Raw genomic sequence first — 17,046 nt, 5'->3', positions numbered from 1 at the left:
ACTCAGTTATGTCGCTAACACATAACAGAGTCGATCAGAACGGACGTCGTTGGCCGTCTAACAAATTTTTAGAGTCTTCTTTGACTCAATAAGTATTAAGCACGATACGTGCCAAGTTTTTATTTCAATCGTAAATTTCATCTCTATATTTAAGCATTGAGCGCCGATCTATCCGAAAATAAGCGAATTAAGGTAAATAGATAGTCAATATGCCTATAGAGATGCGGCTGAATGTTCAAACGTGGTTCAGCCCTGCACAAGATCAGTGCACGGAAATGGTTCAATTTTAAAATGTGCATATAACCAAGCTAAAATTTAGAAGCAGATTTATATTTTGTATTGTCTTAAAATTTGGCATTTAAATTGCTTAGAAAACTCAATACGTATTTGTTTGGCTCTGTCTGAGCGTTTGCATGCCAAAACTAAAAATAGCCCTAATTGATGATGATCAAGAACGCGCTGAATTTATTCAAGCCTCATTAATTCAACATGACTTTGATGTGGTCGCCAGTTTCATGATTGATCATTTAAATATGTCATATCTGCAAAATATTCAGGCAGATGTGATTTTATTGGATATGGATCATCCACATCGCGATGTCATTGAAAGCTGTGTCAGCCAATTTGACTTACCGACTGTTCTGTTCACTAAAAATTCGAGTCTTGAAATCATCCGAAGCGCGATTGATGCGGGTGTCACGGCATATATTGTCGATGGTATTGACCCTGCACGTTTGAATAGCATTTTAGAAATTTCGATTGAACAATATAAAAAGCATAAAAAACTGCTGAATGATTTGGCTGAAACCAAGTGCAAACTGGCCGATCGAAAAGATATTGAAAAAGCCAAAGTGCTTTTAATACAAATGCATGGTTTAACCGAAGATCAAGCATTTAATTTGCTGAGAAAAAATGCCATGAGTCACCGTATGACGATGGGTGAAATGGCGCGCCGACTGCTTGATGCGCAAGCGCTGTTACAGTCTCAATTTAAGGAATAAACCATGCAAAAGCTTGAAAAAACTGATATTCAATTGGGCTATATTCCTTTACTTGACTGTGTTGCTTTGCTCTGGGCAGAACATCAAGGGTATTTTGCTGAACAAGGCTTGAATGTCACACTAACTCAAGAACCGTCTTGGGCAAGTTTACGTGACCGTCTAGCTTTTGGTTTTTTAGATGCAGCACACTGTTTATCGGCCATGCTGCCTGCGTCTGTGACGGGCAAAGACCATCTCGGCATCCCCTTACAAACCTCATTAACGCTCAGTACCAATTGCGCTTATATTAGTCTGAGTCAAAAGCTCTACTATGAATTAAAGATCCATGCATTAGATCTACCAATTAATTCAGCAGAGAAAATCGTATCTGCGATAAAGCAGAATCAAAAGATTCAGTTGGCGCATGTTTTTCAGCATTCGATTCATCATTATATTTTAAGAGAATGGTTGGCACTTGCCGACACAGAACTCGCTCAAACGCAGACCTTTTCAACTCTTCCACCGCCTTATATGGTGGAAGCAATATCAACGCAACGAATTGATGGATTCTGTGTCGGAGAGCCGTGGAATACGCAATCTGAAATACAAGGCTATAGTCGTATCATCGTCAATAGCCAAGATATTATTGAGCCTATACCAGATAAGGTTTTGGCTTTTACTCATGATTGGGCAGAAAAACATCCCAATACCTTAAAGGCGATCCATCTTGCCATCCAAAAAGCACAAAACGATCTACTTCAACAAACACATTTCTCAGAAATATTTTCTTTGTTAAAGCAATATCACATCATCCGTTTTGATTGTTCTGAGCAGATTCACGTCGAGGCTTTTCATCGGATCAAAAGCATCATTCAAAATTTTGGCAAGACCCAAGCGCCACAAACTTCAGACTTTGAATGGATGATTCAAAAAATGCAGCAATACGATCAATTAAATATTGAAGATGAAAAGGTTTTTGAAATAGCACAATCTTGTATTTATCAGGATGCTTTGGGCTAAATTTGTTGATGTTCCATAAGACTCTATCATTGAACAGCGGATCTTATGCAGCATTGATCATGAAACCTTAATTTAGTTATGCATCTGCATCGATAGCGCGTAAGTCGATATTTTCTTCAACGAAGACTTCACGAATGCAATCCAGTATCTTTGGAATGTAATTACTATGATCCATATTGCGTACCGACAAAGAGATTGGACTATAGGCTTCCAAATCTAAGATTGGGATGTACATCAAATTTTTCATGCCAATATCACTGGCACTTTCAGGAATCAAGGAAATGCCCTCTCCCGACGCCACTAAGCCCAAAGCCATATGAATTTCACGCACTTCGGTTAAATGTTTAGGTACAAGTCCTAATTCGGTAAATATCGATTGAATGAGCGTGGAAAAATTCGGTTTCGGTGTCGTTGGATAGGCAAAAATGGGTTCATCTAAAATTTGAGAAAGATAAATGCCTTTGTCTTTAAATTCAGCCAAATGATGATTTTTATGTATAGCTAAACGTAGCGCTTCTTTTCTTAATAAAATACGTTTAATGGACGGATCAGTTAATCGAAGTCGTCCAAAACCAATATCGATTCGACCGGTTTTTAAGGCTTCAATCTGATCGCGTGTACCACATTCTATGAGTTCAACATGAATATCTGGGTTACGTTGTCGAAATAAATAAATAATTTGTGGCAATAATGCGTATAAAAGCGAACTGACATAACCAATGCGGACAGTTTTATCGACGGCATTAATTCGCTGTGCCATGGTTGTGGCCTGAGCGGTATGCGTCAATATCTGTACAGCATGCTCATAAAAGAACATACCTGCTTCTGTGGTTTTCACGGGTCTAGAACCACGCTCAAACAAGGTAATCCCCAGTTCTTCTTCAAGTTTTTGAATTTGGCGACTCAAAGGCGGCTGAGCAATACATAATTTTTCTGCTGCCTTGGTAATACTTTGCTCTTCAACCACGGTGACAAAGTAACGTAAGTGCCTTAATTCCATTTATATACCTTTTAAGTATCTAAAAATACCAAAATCGCTCTAGTTAAAGATATTACATTAAATTAGGGTATATAAATAGTTGGATAGATAAGAAATACGCAAGATGTATAAGTCGATTGAAACCCTGCTCGTGGAAATCCCAACAATCCGTCCGCACAAGATGGCTGTTGCAACCATGCAAACGCAAACCCTTGTTTTGATTAAAATCACCACCGAAGATGGTTATATCGGTTGGGGTGAAGCGACGACGATTGGTGGTCTAGGCTATGGTGAAGAAAGCCCTGAAAGCATTCGTACCAATATTGAAACTTATTTTAGTCCTTTACTGAAAACCCTCACTGGTTTGAATGTAGCTCAAACCATGCAAGCCATTAAACGTAATATTAACGGCAATCGCTTTGCTAAATGTGCCATTCAAACTGCGCTACTCGATATTTTAGCGCAGCGTTTAAATCAGCCTTTGAGTGAAGTATTGGGCGGTCGCTTACGTGATAGCTTGCCTGTTCTTTGGGTACTTGCATCTGGCAATACGGAAAAAGACATTGCCGAAGCACAAAAAATGATTGCGGCAAAACGACACAATATTTTCAAACTTAAAATCGGTTCACGTCCCGTTGAAGCTGACGTTGAGCATGTTTTAGCCATAAAAAAAGCGTTAGGTTCGGACATTTCTATCCGTGTGGATGTTAACCGTGCATGGTCTGAATTAGATGCCATTAAAGGCATCCAATTGTTACAAGATGGTGGTGTCGACCTGATTGAGCAGCCTTGCGCGATCGATAACATTGACGCGATGCGCCGCTTAACTCGTCGTTTTGATATAGCCATTATGGCAGATGAATCACTGATGGGGCCTCAAACGGCATATCAACTTGCTCGGCACAATTCTGCCTCTGTTTTTGCAGTCAAAGTTGCACAGTCTGGCGGTTTAATCGAAGGCTGTGAGGTTTCAAAAATCGCCAAACTTGCGGGTATCGATTTATACGGTGGAACCATGCTTGAAGGTCCTGTAGGCACTATTGCATCGGCACATGCTTTTTCGACCTTTGACAATTTAGCTTATGGCACTGAGCTTTTTGGTCCATTGTTGTTGACTGAAGAAATTTTAAAAACCCCACTTAAATATCAAGATTTCGAACTCAAGATTCCGACCACAGCAGGTTTAGGGATTGAAATTGATGAAAACAAAATTGATGACTTACGTCGCAAATAACATTTAGCTAGGAGTAAGAAATGCTTTACCAAGTACGCATGGATGTCAATATTCCATTAGATATGCCAGTCGAAAAAGCCAATGAAATTAAAGCTGTAGAAAAGGCTTATTCACAAGATCTACAACGTCAAGGCAAATGGCGCCATATCTGGCGCATTACCGGTCAATATTCAAATATCAGTATTTTTGATGTTGAAAGCAATGAAGAGTTACACAACATTTTACAAGGGCTTCCCCTTTACCCGTATATGAATATTGAAGTTATGGCTTTAAATCGTCATCCCTCTTCTGTTCGCAGTGATGACAGCTGATGCGATTGGATTCCAATTGTGTAGCACATGATTGGAATCAATTTTCTGCATTTTTAAGTTTGTAAATATTTGAAATAAAAGATTATCTGCCTTGCATGACTGAAGTGGTTAGTCAGGTAAATAGTTTTATCGTTCTTGATGAAGGATCGTAGCATGATTGATAAAAGTACCGCTTCCTTAACAGAAGCACTTTCTCAAATTAAGGATGGATCAACCATTATGATAGGCGGCTTCGGTACGGCTGGTCAGCCTGCTGAACTGATTGATGGATTGATAGAACTTGGGATCAAAGATCTAATCATCGTCAACAACAATGCAGGTAATGGTGACTATGGACTGGCTAAATTACTCAAAGCTGGTGCTGTCCGTAAAATGATCTGTTCTTTCCCTCGCCAATCGGACTCTTGGGTGTTCGATGAATTATACCGTGCAGGAAAGATAGAACTTGAGCTTGTACCACAAGGTAATTTAGCTTGCCGTATTCAGGCAGCAGGTATGGGTCTGGGTCCAATTTATACACCAACAGGTTTCGGTACGTTGCTGGCAGAAGGCAAACCTACCCTCAATTATGAAGGCAAAGATTTTGTCCTCGAAAATCCAATTAAAGCCGATTTTGCTTTAATCAAAGCACATCAAGGCGACCGCTGGGGCAACTTGGTTTACAACAAATCAGCGCGTAACTTTGGCCCCATTATGGCTATGGCGGCAGATGTAACAATTGCTCAAGTCTCAGAAATTGTTGAACTTGGTGCATTAGACCCAGAGCACATTATTACCCCTGGCATTTTTGTACAACATGTTGTGGCTGTTCAACCTGCACAGCTTGAGCAATCTGCATAAATCACGTGAGGAAAGAACCATGAGCTATACCAAATTAACCCGTGATCAAATTGCTGAACGTGTTGCACAAGATATTCTAGATGGTGCTTATGTCAATTTAGGCATTGGCTTACCCACTAAAATTTCAAATTATTTACCAACAGACAAAGATGTTTTTCTACATTCAGAAAATGGTCTTTTGGCTTTTGGTCCTCCTCCGGCTAAAGGCGAAGAAGACCCTGAATTAATTAATGCAGGAAAAGAGTTTGTCACCATGCAAACGGGCGGCTGCTTTTTTCACCATGGTGATTCTTTTGCCATGATGCGTGGCGGTCATTTAGATATTGCAGTACTAGGCGCTTTTCAGGTTGCCCAAAATGGTGACTTAGCAAATTGGCATACTGGCGCGCCAGATGCAATTCCTGCTGTAGGCGGTGCAATGGATTTGGCTGTTGGGGCAAAAAAAGTCTTTATTACTACAGACCATGTGACCAAAAAAGGTGAACCGAAAATTGTCGCTGAGTTGTCATACCCTGCCACAGGACTGCAATGTGTCGATCGTATTTACACAGATTTGTGCGTCATTGATGTGACGGTTGAAGGTTTGAAAGTGATTGAAAAAGTCGAGGGCTTGAGCTTTGACGAATTGCAGTCAATGACAGGTGCGAAGCTCGTGGATGGGACATCAAGTTAATACAGAATGAATTATTAGTCCCCCTAAATCCCCCTTTTTCAACGGGGGACTTTAATCCATCGACATTTAAGTAAGATTGGAAAGTCTCCCTCCTTTTAGGAGGGATTAAGGGAGGTCAAAAGATTTGGAAATACACAATATGAAAAACGCATACATCATCGATGCTATTCGCACCCCTTTCGGTCGTTATGCGGGCGGTTTAGCAGCAGTGCGTACCGACGACCTAGGTGCCTTACCCATTAAGGCACTGATGCAGCGAAATCCAAGTATTGCTTGGGAGTCAGTTGATGACGTGATTTACGGCTGCGCGAACCAAGCCGGTGAAGATAACCGTAATGTTGCACGAATGTCGTCGCTACTTGCAGGTGTACCTTTTCAAGTTCCTGCTGCAACTGTAAACCGACTTTGTGGTTCATCACTTGATGCGATTGCGATGGCAGCCCGTGCAATTAAAGCAAATGAAGCAGACTTAATTATTGCCGGCGGTGTAGAGAGTATGTCCCGTGCGCCCTTTGTTATGGGTAAATCGGAAAGTGCTTATGGACGCAGTCAAAAGATTGAAGACACCACCATGGGTTGGCGTTTTATCAATCCAATACTCAAGCAAATGTATGGCGTGGAAACCATGCCTCAAACCGCTGAAAATGTGGCAGAACAATTCAACATTAACCGTGCTGATCAAGATGCTTTTGCCTTAGAAAGTCAGCGCCGTACAGCCGCTGCACAGGCCAATGGTTTTTTTGAGAAAGAAATCATCCCTGTAGTCATTCCACAGCGTAAAGGCGACCCACTGATAGTCGATACAGATGAGCATCCACGTGCATCGACGACAGCAGAAGGCTTAGCAAAACTCAAACCTGTGGTGAAAGCTGATGGGACGGTAACTGCGGGCAATACTTCAGGGATCAATGATGGTGCAGCTGCACTACTGATTGCTTCAGATAATGCTGTCAACAAATTTAAGTTAAAGCCACGGGCCAAAATTATTGCGGCAACGGTGGTGGGTGTTGAACCCAAAATCATGGGCTTTGGTCCTGCGCCTGCCATAAAAAAGTTGTTAGCTCAAACAGGTCTAAGCCTTGAACAAATGGATGTAATCGAGCTGAATGAAGCTTTTGCGGCTCAAGCCTTAGCGGTTACCCGTGAATTAGGTTTAGAAGATGGTGCTAAACATGTTAATCCAAACGGGGGCGCTATTGCTTTGGGTCATCCATTAGGTGCATCTGGAGCACGTTTAGTCACGACTGCATTAAATCAGCTTGAGGAAATTTCAGGTCAATATGCCCTCTGTTCGATGTGCATTGGTGTCGGTCAAGGCATCGCTTTGATTATTGAACGTGTTTAATCCTCAATAAAAGTCCACCTTATCAAAGGGGGGATTTAGGGGGATTTATAAAATTAAGGATTCAAAACATGCCTACATTTATATCCAATGATGCAACGATTAATTACGCAACCTTTGGTGACCACACACGACCTGCGATTGTGTTTTCTAATTCTTTAGGCACAAAATTCAGCATGTGGCAGCCTCAGATAGAGGCACTACAGCAGGATTATTTTGTGATTTGTTATGATACACGTGGTCATGGTGCATCTTCTGCCCCTCAAGGGCCATATAGCCTTGATCAATTGGGTACAGATGTCATCCATTTATTGGATCATTTAAATATTCAACAAGCCACATTTTGTGGAATATCGATGGGTGGTTTAACAGGCCAATGGCTTGCAAAACATCATCCTGAACGCTTTAACCATGTCATTGTATGCAATACCGCTGCAAAAATTGGGCAAGAATCAGCTTGGAATGAACGTGCGCAGTTAGTCCGTCAACAAGGTTTGAAACCAATTGCAGTAACGGCAGCATCACGATGGTTTACAGAACCCTTTATCCAAAGTAACACGGCAACTGTACAATCTTTGAGTAACGACCTCGGAGCTGGCAGCCCAGAAGGTTATGCAAGTTGTTGTGAAGCTTTGGCTAAAGCGGATTTACGCAATGAAATCTCGTCTATTCACGTACCTGTATTAATTATTGCAGGTCAACAAGACCTTGTAACTACAGTTGCAGATGGTCAATTTATGCAAGAACACATTGCAAATAGCCAATTATTTGAAATTAATGCATCGCATATTTCAAACATTGAACAGCCAGATGCATTTAATCAGGCTTTGCAGAATTTTATACAGCAATAATATGCAGCTGAACAAATTCAATGTAATGTTATTAAAATAGAGCCTTGCCATTGTGCAGGGCTTTATTTCGTTTGAAGGCTTTGATTTAATGTCCGTTCTTAAAATAAATGGACAATTAGAAGAATGGTTCATCTATATAAAAAACGGATCAATATTACTTTTTAGTTTAATCATTGGCTTTAGTTCTACGATTTCTTATGCAGATGTTAAAACTCAGCGTATTAAGGATATAAAGACTTATACTCTCGTCAATGGAGATGGTATCGAAATCTTTCTGTGCAATTAGTAGACTTGAAAAATAGGCATATAAATGCTTATTGCGTGCAGCATTGCGGAAATTGGTTTGTGTATAATCCAGAATTTGAAAGTTATAGCTTAAAGAAAAAATATCAAGGCGCAAAAGTATGGACATCTCTTTCATACAAAAAAATAAAGACCGTATTGCAGGCCCAAGCTTTGATGAATAATTATACTTTATCTAGAAAATTAACATTAAAAGCACTCCGTAAATGAATATTGATATTGAAAAAGACCGAAGTATTGGAGTCCTTCGGTCTAAACTTTTAACTCCACTCATTCCACATAGGCGTTTAAGCCCATATATTGAAGAATAGTTTGAAGAATAATCCCATGAAATTTTAAGCTGCAGGATGATTGAGTTGATCAATGATGCCTTGTGCAGCCAATTCATTTAATTCTTCTTCAGTTCTAAATTGGGACAAAATTTCTGTCGTGTGCTGCCCTAACTGTGGAGGTGCATGACGGTATTCCACAGGCGTATCAGATAATTTCATCGGTGATCCAATCACTTTTAAATCATGATTTAAAGCATGTGGAATATTCACCACCATTTGACGGTGTTGAATTTGTGGTTCATTTAATGCGTCTTCTACAGAGTTGATTACACCGACTGGCACTTTTACCGCATGAATCGCATCGACCCAAACTTGAGCATCTTGAGTGAGAAAATAGGCACTCAATAATGGAATTAATTCTTCACGGTGCTTTACCCGATCTTGATTACGTAAATAGTTTGGTTGATCTAGCAGTTCTTTATAGCCAATCGCAATACACAAGTCTTTAAATTGCTTGTCATTACCACAGGCAATAATAAATTCCTTATCTTTGGCTTTAAAAGTTTGATACGGCACAATATTCGGGTGATTATTTCCCATACGCTTGGGTGCTTTACCCGAGGTCAAATAGTTCATGCCTTGATTGGCCAGAGCCGCCACCTGTACGTCTAGTAAGGACATATCAATATATTGACCACGGCCTGTATGCTGCCGCGCCAACAATGCCGCCTGAATGGCAATCGTTGAGTACAGTCCGGTCTGAATATCGACCACAGCGACCCCCACCTTTTGTGCGCCTCCACCGATTACATCATCAGATTCACCAGTAATACTCATCAAACCTGACATACCTTGAATAATAAAGTCATAGCCCGGTTCTTCCGCGCGTGGCCCATCCTGACCAAAACCTGTAATTGAGCAATATACGATATTTGGATTAAGCGCACTGAGCGATGCATAGTCCAAACCATATTTGGCCAGTGAACCTGCTTTGTAGTTTTCAATCACGATATCTGCCGTTTGGGCAATTTCACGGACTAGCACTTGTCCTTCTTCACTAGCAATATCAATGGCTACAGAATATTTATTACGGTTCGCACATTGGTAATAGCCTGATTCTTTCGTCGCGTGACCTTGCTGATTAGGCATCCAAGGTGGTCCCCACATGCGGGTATCATCACCCACTTTAGGACGCTCAATTTTGATTACCTCTGCACCTAAATCAGCCAATATTTGACCGCACCAAGGACCGGCCAAAACACGGCTTAAGTCCAATACACGAATTCCTTTTAATGCACCCATAGTTCACTCCAGATGTGCCATAGGATTGAGCTATGGCACAGATCTTTTTAATTATTTTACTGTTGCAGTTTTTGCAGACGCTTTTTGCTCTGCATCATCAACATATGTATCTACACTTGCCAGTTTTTCTTTTTCCGCATCTGAAGAAAGTGATGCTTGCTGCGGGTCATATTGACGTTCACGAATGAACAAGCCTGGAATAATACCTGCAATAAAGTACGCAGCACCCATCACAATAAAGGCCATAGTGAATGATCCGCCTGCGGCAATCATACCAATGGTTGCAGGTGCAATGGCTGCGCCTAAGCGTCCCATATTGTAAGCACCGCCAATGGCTGTTCCGCGCACATCCGTAGAGAAACTTTCTGCCATATAAGTTGCATTTACACCGTATGGAATACCGTATAAGAAACCAAAAGTTACGAGTAAATAGGCAATGTTGCTTGGTGTGTTATAGAAAATGATGATCGGTAAAAATGCTGCCGTAGCTACCGTACCAAACACAAAGGTAATACGACGTCCGAACTTGTCAGCGGCATAGCCGGCTAAAATTTTACCCAGAATCATGGCGGTATATGCACCTACCATATAGCCTGTCATGGCTTTAAAGTTCATGCTGAGTTCAGTTTCTAGATACGTTGGCATCCAGTTGTTAACACCGTAATAACCGAATTGTAGAAATGCAGCGGTCGACATCCAAAAGAAGAACATTTTGCGATGATTAGTGTGTCCAAAAATACGTTTATAAATACTTTCAGAAGGTGCATTTTGATTGACTGCAGCTTGCTGCTGTACAGGTTCAAGTTTTAATTCACGGCGTTTTAGCTGCTCAATTTTTGCTTCCTGCCAAGATTTTGGTTCAGGAACAAAACGCATAAAGATAAGGGCAAAAGCAGCAGGAATAATGGTGACATAAAATAGCATCCGCCAGCCGTGATCTGGAATAATGGCACCCGCCAGCAGCGTTGCAACGATATAACCCACGGTTTGACCGGTTTGCAAAGTCCCAAGTACCGTTGTTCGATATTTGGTTGGCACATATTCTGCCATGAGCGTATTACACGCCATGTAAAGAGAACCCAGTCCAAAAGCGCCAATAAAACGTAAAATTAAAAATTGTTCATAGCTTTGGGTAAAGCCTAAGATACAGGTCATGATCGAGAAAAATACGACCGACCAAGCAATGGTTTTCACACGGCCGAATTTATCGCACGCCCATCCACCCGAAATACCACCCAGCGCCATCCCTGCTAAAGAAGAACTACCGAGCATTCCAGCTTGAAATGTACTTAAACCAAATTCAGCCTTTAAACTGGTCAGGCTGAATGACAGCAACATAATGTCTACACCATCAATCACCAAAGAAATAAAGGCAAAAATAAAAGCCATTTTCCAAGTGTTGCTGGTAATACGATGCATTGTGCATACGTTAGAGGGCAATTTGAGCGTTCCTGCTCCGTTTTGCATTTCGTTATTCATTTCCTTGTTCCTCATTTTCCCAAATGAGTCATCGGCATTCCTATGTCTGCACATTTGCCTTTTTTATTCTTTTTATTTCATCACTGCTCAGGCTATTGCACAGAGTTACAAGAGTGTTTCACGATGAATCCTTTATTGATTAAGTTTATTTTTGCATAAAAAGTCTCTAAGGCACTCTATGTAGAGCACCTTATTGATATTGAATTCAATTAGTTACCAAAAGCCGCGATGCCTGTTTGCGCACGACCAAGGATCAGCGCATGTACATCATGTGTGCCTTCATAAGTGTTGACGACTTCGAGGTTAACCAAATGGCGGGCAACACCAAACTCATCAGAAATACCATTTCCGCCCATCATGTCACGCGCTACACGGGCAATATCTAGAGCCTTGCCACAGTTGTTACGCTTAATCAGTGATGTGCCTTCTACAGCAGCTAAACCTTCGTCTTTCATACGTCCAAATCGAAGCGCAGCTTGTAAACCTAAGGCAATCTCAGTTTGCATATCCGCCAATTTCTTTTGAATCAGCTGATTCGCCGCCAATGGTCGACCGAACTGTTTACGCTCCATGGTGTATTGGTGCGCTGTATGCCAGCAGAATTCAGCTGCGCCCATTGCGCCCCAAGCGATACCATAACGTGCACTGTTTAGGCAGGTAAATGGGCCTTTTAAACCACGTACTTCTGGAAAAGCGTTTTCTTCAGGGACGAAGACATTGTCCATGACAATTTCACCAGTAATCGAGGCACGTAAGCCAACTTTACCGTGAATTGCTGGAGCAGATAGACCATCCCAGCCTTTTTCTAAAATAAATCCGCGAATGTCACCCACATTGCCTTCAGCCGAAACCTCTTTCGCCCAAACCACAAAAACATCGGCAATTGGGCTGTTGGTAATCCACATTTTTGCGCCCGTTAGACGGTAGCCACCATCCACTTTTTTTGCACGTGTAATCATGCTCCCAGGGTCAGAGCCATGATCAGGCTCTGTCAGGCCGAAACAGCCAATGTATTCACCCGTTGCCAGTTTTGGCAGGTATTTTTGTTTTTGCTCTTCCGAGCCAAATTCATTAATCGGCACCATCACCAAAGAACTTTGCACGCTGGCCATTGAACGGTAGCCAGAATCAACATATTCAATTTCACGTGCAACTAGTCCATAGCTAACATAGTTTAAACCTGCGCCGCCGTATTGCTCTGGAATAGTTGGCCCAAGTAAGCCCAGTTCACCCATTTCACGGAAAATTGAAACGTCTGTTTTTTCATGACGAAATTGTTCGAGTACACGTGGTTGCAAACGCTCTTGGCAATAAGCATGTGCAGTATCACGGATCATGCGTTCTTCTTCTGTTAATTGCTGTTCCAAAAGAAATGGGTCTTGCCAGTTAAATTGTACTTTTGCTTTTTTTACATTGACCATTTGATTCATCGCATCCTCTGCTTTTTCGGGTTTTCATTGTTTTATTTGATGCTATGTGTGAAAAGTGATTCATTCAAACGATTAATTTGCATGTAGATATGCACCTTTCGCATACCTGAACTTGACCCACAGTGCGTTAAGCACTTTAGCCACTGATTTAAGCGATGGATTGTTTTATTTATAGACTATAGTGGTATATGAAAATCATTCTTATATGCCATTTTGTGATACCTATCGATAAAAAGGACTTTATCTATGCGGCGCAATATTCCGTCATTGCAAAGCTTAATTTGCTTTGAATCTGCTGCGAAACACGCAAGTTATACGCATGCTTCTCAAGAGTTATTTATTACGCAAAGTGCCGTGTCGCGCCAAATTCAACAGCTTGAAGAATATTTAGGTGTCATGCTATTTAGCCGAACACGTCACGGTGTAGATCTCACAGAAGCAGGCAAGCAATTTGCAAAAAGTATTAAACCATTTTTGCAAGGCATCGAAAAAAGCACCTCAGATATCATGACGCACAAAGGCTTGGGCGGTACTTTAAAGCTGGGCGTTGTGCCAACCTTTGCCACACGTTGGCTGTTGCCAAAATTACATAAATTAAATGCGCAACATCCTGAAATTACCGTGCATTTGGAAACCAGTACCAAACCTTTTTTGTTTAATGAAAATGTCTTTGACGCGGCGATTTTTGCAGGAACGCAACAGCAAATTGAGCATTGGCCGGGCATTCAAGCGCATTATTTAATGGATGAAGAAGTGGTTCCCGTTTGTTCCCCCAAATTGATTGAAAACAACTTTCCACTTGCGGAAATGACCGATGATCACAGTTTTAATTTAAGCGATGAAGAGTTACTTCAATTGCCCTTATTACAGCAAACCACCCGTCCAAGTATTTGGCAAGAATGGTTTCAAGCCCATCAGCTTCAGCATTCCAAACCATTTGATGGTCAGCGACATGAACTATTTTCTATGCTTTCTGTGGCAGCCAGTCATGGCATGGGTATGGCACTGATTCCACAAATGCTGATTGAAGCAGAACTGAGAAAAAAAGAATTGGTGATTGCATCAAATAAAAAATTGCACGGTAGCCGAAAATATTATTTAGTCCACTCGAGCCAAGACAGTTCACCACAAATACAAAAATTTGTCGATTGGGTGCTACAAGAATTGCATCAACTAAGTTGAAGTAATCGCTATATTTTGAGTACAGTAAATTCGCTGAATTATTCGTTCAATACATGCAACCGTACGCATTGGACTCATCAATTAAAATATAAGGCTAAATATCTATGCAAAAAATTGTGGTGTTTTCAGGTGCCGGCATGAGCGCAGAAAGCGGCATCAATACCTTCCGTGACAGTGATGGTCTTTGGGAGCAGCATCGCATTGAAGATGTGGCCACACCTGAAGCTTGGGCACGCGATCCAGCTTTAGTACAGCGTTTTTATAATGAACGCCGTAAACATATTTTAGCCGCAGATCCTAATGCAGCGCATAAATTGATTGCTGAACTCGATGATTTTTTTGATGTACAAGTCATCACACAAAATATTGATGATCTACATGAACGTGCAGGCAGTCACAATGTACTGCATCTGCATGGCAATATTCGTTACGCAAAAAGCTCTGGCCCTCAGGCGCAATATACGCAGGAATTGTTTCCCATTGAAGGTGCAGATTTAAACTTAGACACCGACAAATGCCCTGAAGGATATCCTTTACGGCCACATGTAGTCTGGTTTGGCGAAGCAGTTCCTGCCTATGAAGATGCCAGTTTAAGTGTACAAACGGCAGATATTTTTATTGTGATTGGCACGAGTCTGGCTGTCTATCCTGTGGCTGGATTGATTCACGAAATCCCTGCCAACTGCCGTGCATTTTATATCGACCCGAAAGCAGATTATCAGCGTGTACCTGAGCAGTATCAATTGATTAATGCTGGCGCGAGTGAAGGAATGAAAAAACTTTTTTTGCAATTGCTTGCGCCATAAAAGTACATTTTGGCATCAGTATCGATCAAAAAAATGATATCGCCTGCTACTTTTGCAGGCTTTTTGCTGTTTATAGCCTATCTAACTTGGCATAAGACCAATAAATCACGGCATACACGCGTTTGGCATTCAAATTGCTTAACGGTATTACGTTTTATTAAAAAAGTAATATTGGGGCTTGGTCAGTATGGGTTATGTCGCAAGAGAGCTCAGTCCAAAAAGTAAGCTATTGCTTGGCTTAGGATCATTTTTAATTCCTGTGCTTATTTGGTGTGCAGTGAGTTATTTGCCATTTTTATGGCATCCGCAGGTGCAAATTACGCAGTCAGGCAGTGTGCCTTATTTTCAGGTGGATAGCCGTGTCGACAAAGCGGTGTTTTATGCCGAAGCGCAATCTGCGGTCAATGCAGGTTTAGCGCCACCTCAAGGCAAACTGGTCAATCCAATCTATCTACCTGCACCGCATGAAGTGGCAAAAGCGCTGGTTACGGCCTTTATTACTCCGCCTGCCCAACCTGATGCCCCATGGTTTCATCAAAGCTTATGGCACAGTATTAAAATTGTGTTCAGCGCTTTTTTTATTGCCTCTCTCATCGGTATTCCGCTGGGTATTCTTTGCGGTTTTTCTCAAAAAATATCACAACTGACCGAACCCTTTGTTGAGTTTTTTCGCTACTTGCCCGCCCCTGCTTTTGGTGCCTTAGCCGTTGCGATTTTAGGCATTAATGATGCACCTAAAATCGCTATTATCGTGATCGGTACGCTATTTCAGCAAATTCTAATTATTGCCAATACCACACGGATGGTTGACCGTGGCCTGATCGAAGCAGGTTTTACGCTAGGCACCAATAAATTGAAAAGCTTATTTCATGTGGTGATTCCGGCAGCGCTTCCTGACATTTACCGCGACCTACGTGTATTACTGGGCTGGGCTTGGACTTATCTGATCGTATCTGAACTGATCGGCACAACCTCTGGGATTACTTGGTTTATTACCCAACAAGCGCGTTACCAAAACTTTGACAATGTTTATGCCGCGATCCTCATCATTGGGGTGATTGGTTTGGTATGCGATGTGGTGCTAATGAAACTCGGTCAACGCCTATTTAAATGGAAAGCAGGAGCAAAATAATGAACAGCACAGAATTTAATGCCACCACTTATTTCGATGCAATTTATGCGCGCCCTGTCATTTTAGAAGCAAAAAAACTCACACAAAGTTTTAAACACGGCAAGACTGATCGCACTATTTTAAATCAGTTGGATTTAAAGATTCATAAACGTGAATTTATCTGCGTGATTGGCCCATCGGGTTGCGGTAAATCGACCTTTAGCCGAATTGTGGCTGGACTAGACCCATACAGTAGCGGTGAATTGCTGGTCGATGGCCAAGCCATTGAAGGCCCAAGCCCTGAGCGTGGCATGGTGTTTCAAGGCTACACGCTTTTTCCATGGAAAACGGTCAAAGAAAATGTGATGTTTGGCCCTTTAATGAAAGGTGCCAGCAATTCTTCGGCTGAATCCAGCGCACGCGAATGGATTGATATTATTGGTCTAGAAAAATACCAAGATCAGTACCCGCATCAGCTGTCTGGCGGGATGAAACAGCGCGTTGCTATTGCCCGCGCATTGGTCAATGAACCAAAAATATTATTGATGGATGAGCCGTTTGGCGCGCTTGACCCGCATACCCGTCAAAAAATGCAAAAACATTTAATGGATCTTTGGCAAAACATTGATATCACCATCATTTTTGTGACCCACGATATGGATGAAGCCATTTTATTGGCGGATCGTATTGTGGCGCTCAAAGCCAATCCTGGTGAAATTAAAGAAATTATTGAGGTCGATTTACCCCGTCCTCGTAATCCTGAACTCATGCTGAGTCCTGAATTTAAACAACTGCGCGAAAGGGTGGATTTCTTGGTACATGCGCAGGAAGACGAGCTCGACCCTGCATTGGAGAACTTACCGAAAATTCCGCGTATGACCCAAGTCAGTACGCAAAAATAACTGGATTAATCCCTCTTCATCTTTAGGAC

At 41.7% G+C, this 17,046-nt stretch carries 17 protein-coding genes; 13 read left to right on the top strand and 4 right to left on the bottom strand.

Going from position 1 to position 17,046, the window contains the following annotated elements:
- Positions 1 to 413 precede the first annotated feature (413 nt).
- Together FTV38_RS05530 and FTV38_RS05525 are read left to right on the top strand one after the other, a co-directional pair.
- The gene (locus FTV38_RS05530; protein WP_078190882.1) at positions 414 to 1,001 is read left to right on the top strand and encodes an ANTAR domain-containing response regulator; all 588 of its coding nucleotides are present in this window, start codon (positions 414 to 416) and stop codon (positions 999 to 1,001) included.
- Between the two features lie 3 nt (positions 1,002 to 1,004).
- Complete coding sequence (locus FTV38_RS05525) at positions 1,005 to 2,000, top strand: ABC transporter substrate-binding protein (protein WP_180021839.1); 996 nt, start codon at positions 1,005 to 1,007, stop codon at positions 1,998 to 2,000.
- A 76-nt stretch (positions 2,001 to 2,076) separates the two neighbouring features.
- On the opposite strand, the gene catM is transcribed toward FTV38_RS05525, so the two are convergent.
- Positions 2,077 to 3,000: a cis,cis-muconate-binding transcription regulator CatM gene (catM, locus tag FTV38_RS05520; protein ID WP_078193763.1), complete on the bottom strand. Its 924-nt coding sequence runs from the start codon at positions 2,998 to 3,000 to the stop codon at positions 2,077 to 2,079.
- A 103-nt stretch (positions 3,001 to 3,103) separates the two neighbouring features.
- Here catM and FTV38_RS05515 point away from each other — a divergent pair, with 103 nt between their 5' ends.
- From FTV38_RS05515 to FTV38_RS18035, 7 genes are all read left to right on the top strand, one after another.
- Positions 3,104 to 4,213, top strand: a complete 1,110-nt coding sequence (locus tag FTV38_RS05515; protein WP_180021837.1) for a muconate/chloromuconate family cycloisomerase — start codon at positions 3,104 to 3,106, stop codon at positions 4,211 to 4,213.
- A 20-nt stretch (positions 4,214 to 4,233) separates the two neighbouring features.
- Positions 4,234 to 4,524: a muconolactone Delta-isomerase gene (gene catC / locus FTV38_RS05510; protein ID WP_180021835.1), complete on the top strand. Its 291-nt coding sequence runs from the start codon at positions 4,234 to 4,236 to the stop codon at positions 4,522 to 4,524.
- 153 nt (positions 4,525 to 4,677) lie between these two features.
- Positions 4,678 to 5,364, top strand: coding sequence for a 3-oxoacid CoA-transferase subunit A (locus FTV38_RS05505; protein WP_180021833.1), 687 nt, complete (start codon positions 4,678 to 4,680; stop codon positions 5,362 to 5,364).
- A 19-nt stretch (positions 5,365 to 5,383) separates the two neighbouring features.
- Positions 5,384 to 6,037 (top strand): 3-oxoacid CoA-transferase subunit B, encoded by a 654-nt coding sequence (locus FTV38_RS05500; RefSeq protein WP_180021831.1) that lies wholly within the window; start codon positions 5,384 to 5,386, stop codon positions 6,035 to 6,037.
- Between the two features lie 139 nt (positions 6,038 to 6,176).
- Positions 6,177 to 7,382: a 3-oxoadipyl-CoA thiolase gene (gene pcaF / locus FTV38_RS05495; RefSeq protein ID WP_180021829.1), complete on the top strand. Its 1,206-nt coding sequence runs from the start codon at positions 6,177 to 6,179 to the stop codon at positions 7,380 to 7,382.
- Between the two features lie 68 nt (positions 7,383 to 7,450).
- Positions 7,451 to 8,230 carry a 3-oxoadipate enol-lactonase gene (gene pcaD / locus FTV38_RS05490; protein ID WP_180021827.1) on the top strand — a complete coding sequence of 260 codons (780 nt, stop codon included), beginning with the start codon at positions 7,451 to 7,453 and terminating at the stop codon, positions 8,228 to 8,230.
- Positions 8,231 to 8,506: 276 nt separating this feature from the next.
- A complete protein-coding gene (locus FTV38_RS18035; protein WP_257222993.1) occupies positions 8,507 to 8,743 on the top strand; it encodes a hypothetical protein in 237 nt (78 codons plus the stop codon).
- Positions 8,744 to 8,868: 125 nt separating this feature from the next.
- Here FTV38_RS18035 and FTV38_RS05480 read toward each other — a convergent pair whose 3' ends face one another.
- From FTV38_RS05480 to FTV38_RS05470, 3 genes are all read right to left on the bottom strand, one after another.
- Positions 8,869 to 10,107 carry a CaiB/BaiF CoA-transferase family protein gene (locus tag FTV38_RS05480; RefSeq protein WP_180021825.1) on the bottom strand — a complete coding sequence of 413 codons (1,239 nt, stop codon included), beginning with the start codon at positions 10,105 to 10,107 and terminating at the stop codon, positions 8,869 to 8,871.
- 51 nt (positions 10,108 to 10,158) lie between these two features.
- Complete coding sequence (locus FTV38_RS05475) at positions 10,159 to 11,586, bottom strand: MFS transporter (RefSeq protein ID WP_180021823.1); 1,428 nt, start codon at positions 11,584 to 11,586, stop codon at positions 10,159 to 10,161.
- Between the two features lie 209 nt (positions 11,587 to 11,795).
- Positions 11,796 to 13,016 carry an acyl-CoA dehydrogenase gene (locus FTV38_RS05470; RefSeq protein ID WP_180021820.1) on the bottom strand — a complete coding sequence of 407 codons (1,221 nt, stop codon included), beginning with the start codon at positions 13,014 to 13,016 and terminating at the stop codon, positions 11,796 to 11,798.
- A gap of 246 nt (positions 13,017 to 13,262) precedes the next feature.
- Between FTV38_RS05470 and FTV38_RS05465 the strand changes: the two genes are divergently transcribed.
- The 4 genes from FTV38_RS05465 (at position 13,263) to FTV38_RS05450 (ending at position 17,017) form a co-directional block, all read left to right on the top strand.
- Positions 13,263 to 14,198 carry a LysR substrate-binding domain-containing protein gene (locus FTV38_RS05465; RefSeq protein WP_180021818.1) on the top strand — a complete coding sequence of 312 codons (936 nt, stop codon included), beginning with the start codon at positions 13,263 to 13,265 and terminating at the stop codon, positions 14,196 to 14,198.
- A 104-nt stretch (positions 14,199 to 14,302) separates the two neighbouring features.
- Complete coding sequence (locus FTV38_RS05460; RefSeq protein WP_180021816.1) at positions 14,303 to 15,004, top strand: NAD-dependent deacylase; 702 nt, start codon at positions 14,303 to 14,305, stop codon at positions 15,002 to 15,004.
- Positions 15,005 to 15,191: 187 nt separating this feature from the next.
- Complete coding sequence (locus FTV38_RS05455) at positions 15,192 to 16,136, top strand: ABC transporter permease (RefSeq protein WP_168377501.1); 945 nt, start codon at positions 15,192 to 15,194, stop codon at positions 16,134 to 16,136.
- A complete protein-coding gene (locus tag FTV38_RS05450; RefSeq protein ID WP_180021815.1) occupies positions 16,136 to 17,017 on the top strand; it encodes an ABC transporter ATP-binding protein in 882 nt (293 codons plus the stop codon). The genes FTV38_RS05455 and FTV38_RS05450 overlap by 1 nt, the downstream gene beginning before the upstream one ends.
- Positions 17,018 to 17,046 lie beyond the last annotated feature (29 nt).

Origin of the sequence: Acinetobacter sp. YH16044 (assembly GCF_013417145.1) — a bacterium.
GTDB lineage: Bacteria > Pseudomonadota > Gammaproteobacteria > Pseudomonadales > Moraxellaceae > Acinetobacter > Acinetobacter amyesii.
The sequence above is the reverse complement of the archived record's forward strand: the minus strand, read 5'-3'. Positions and strand labels throughout refer to the sequence as shown.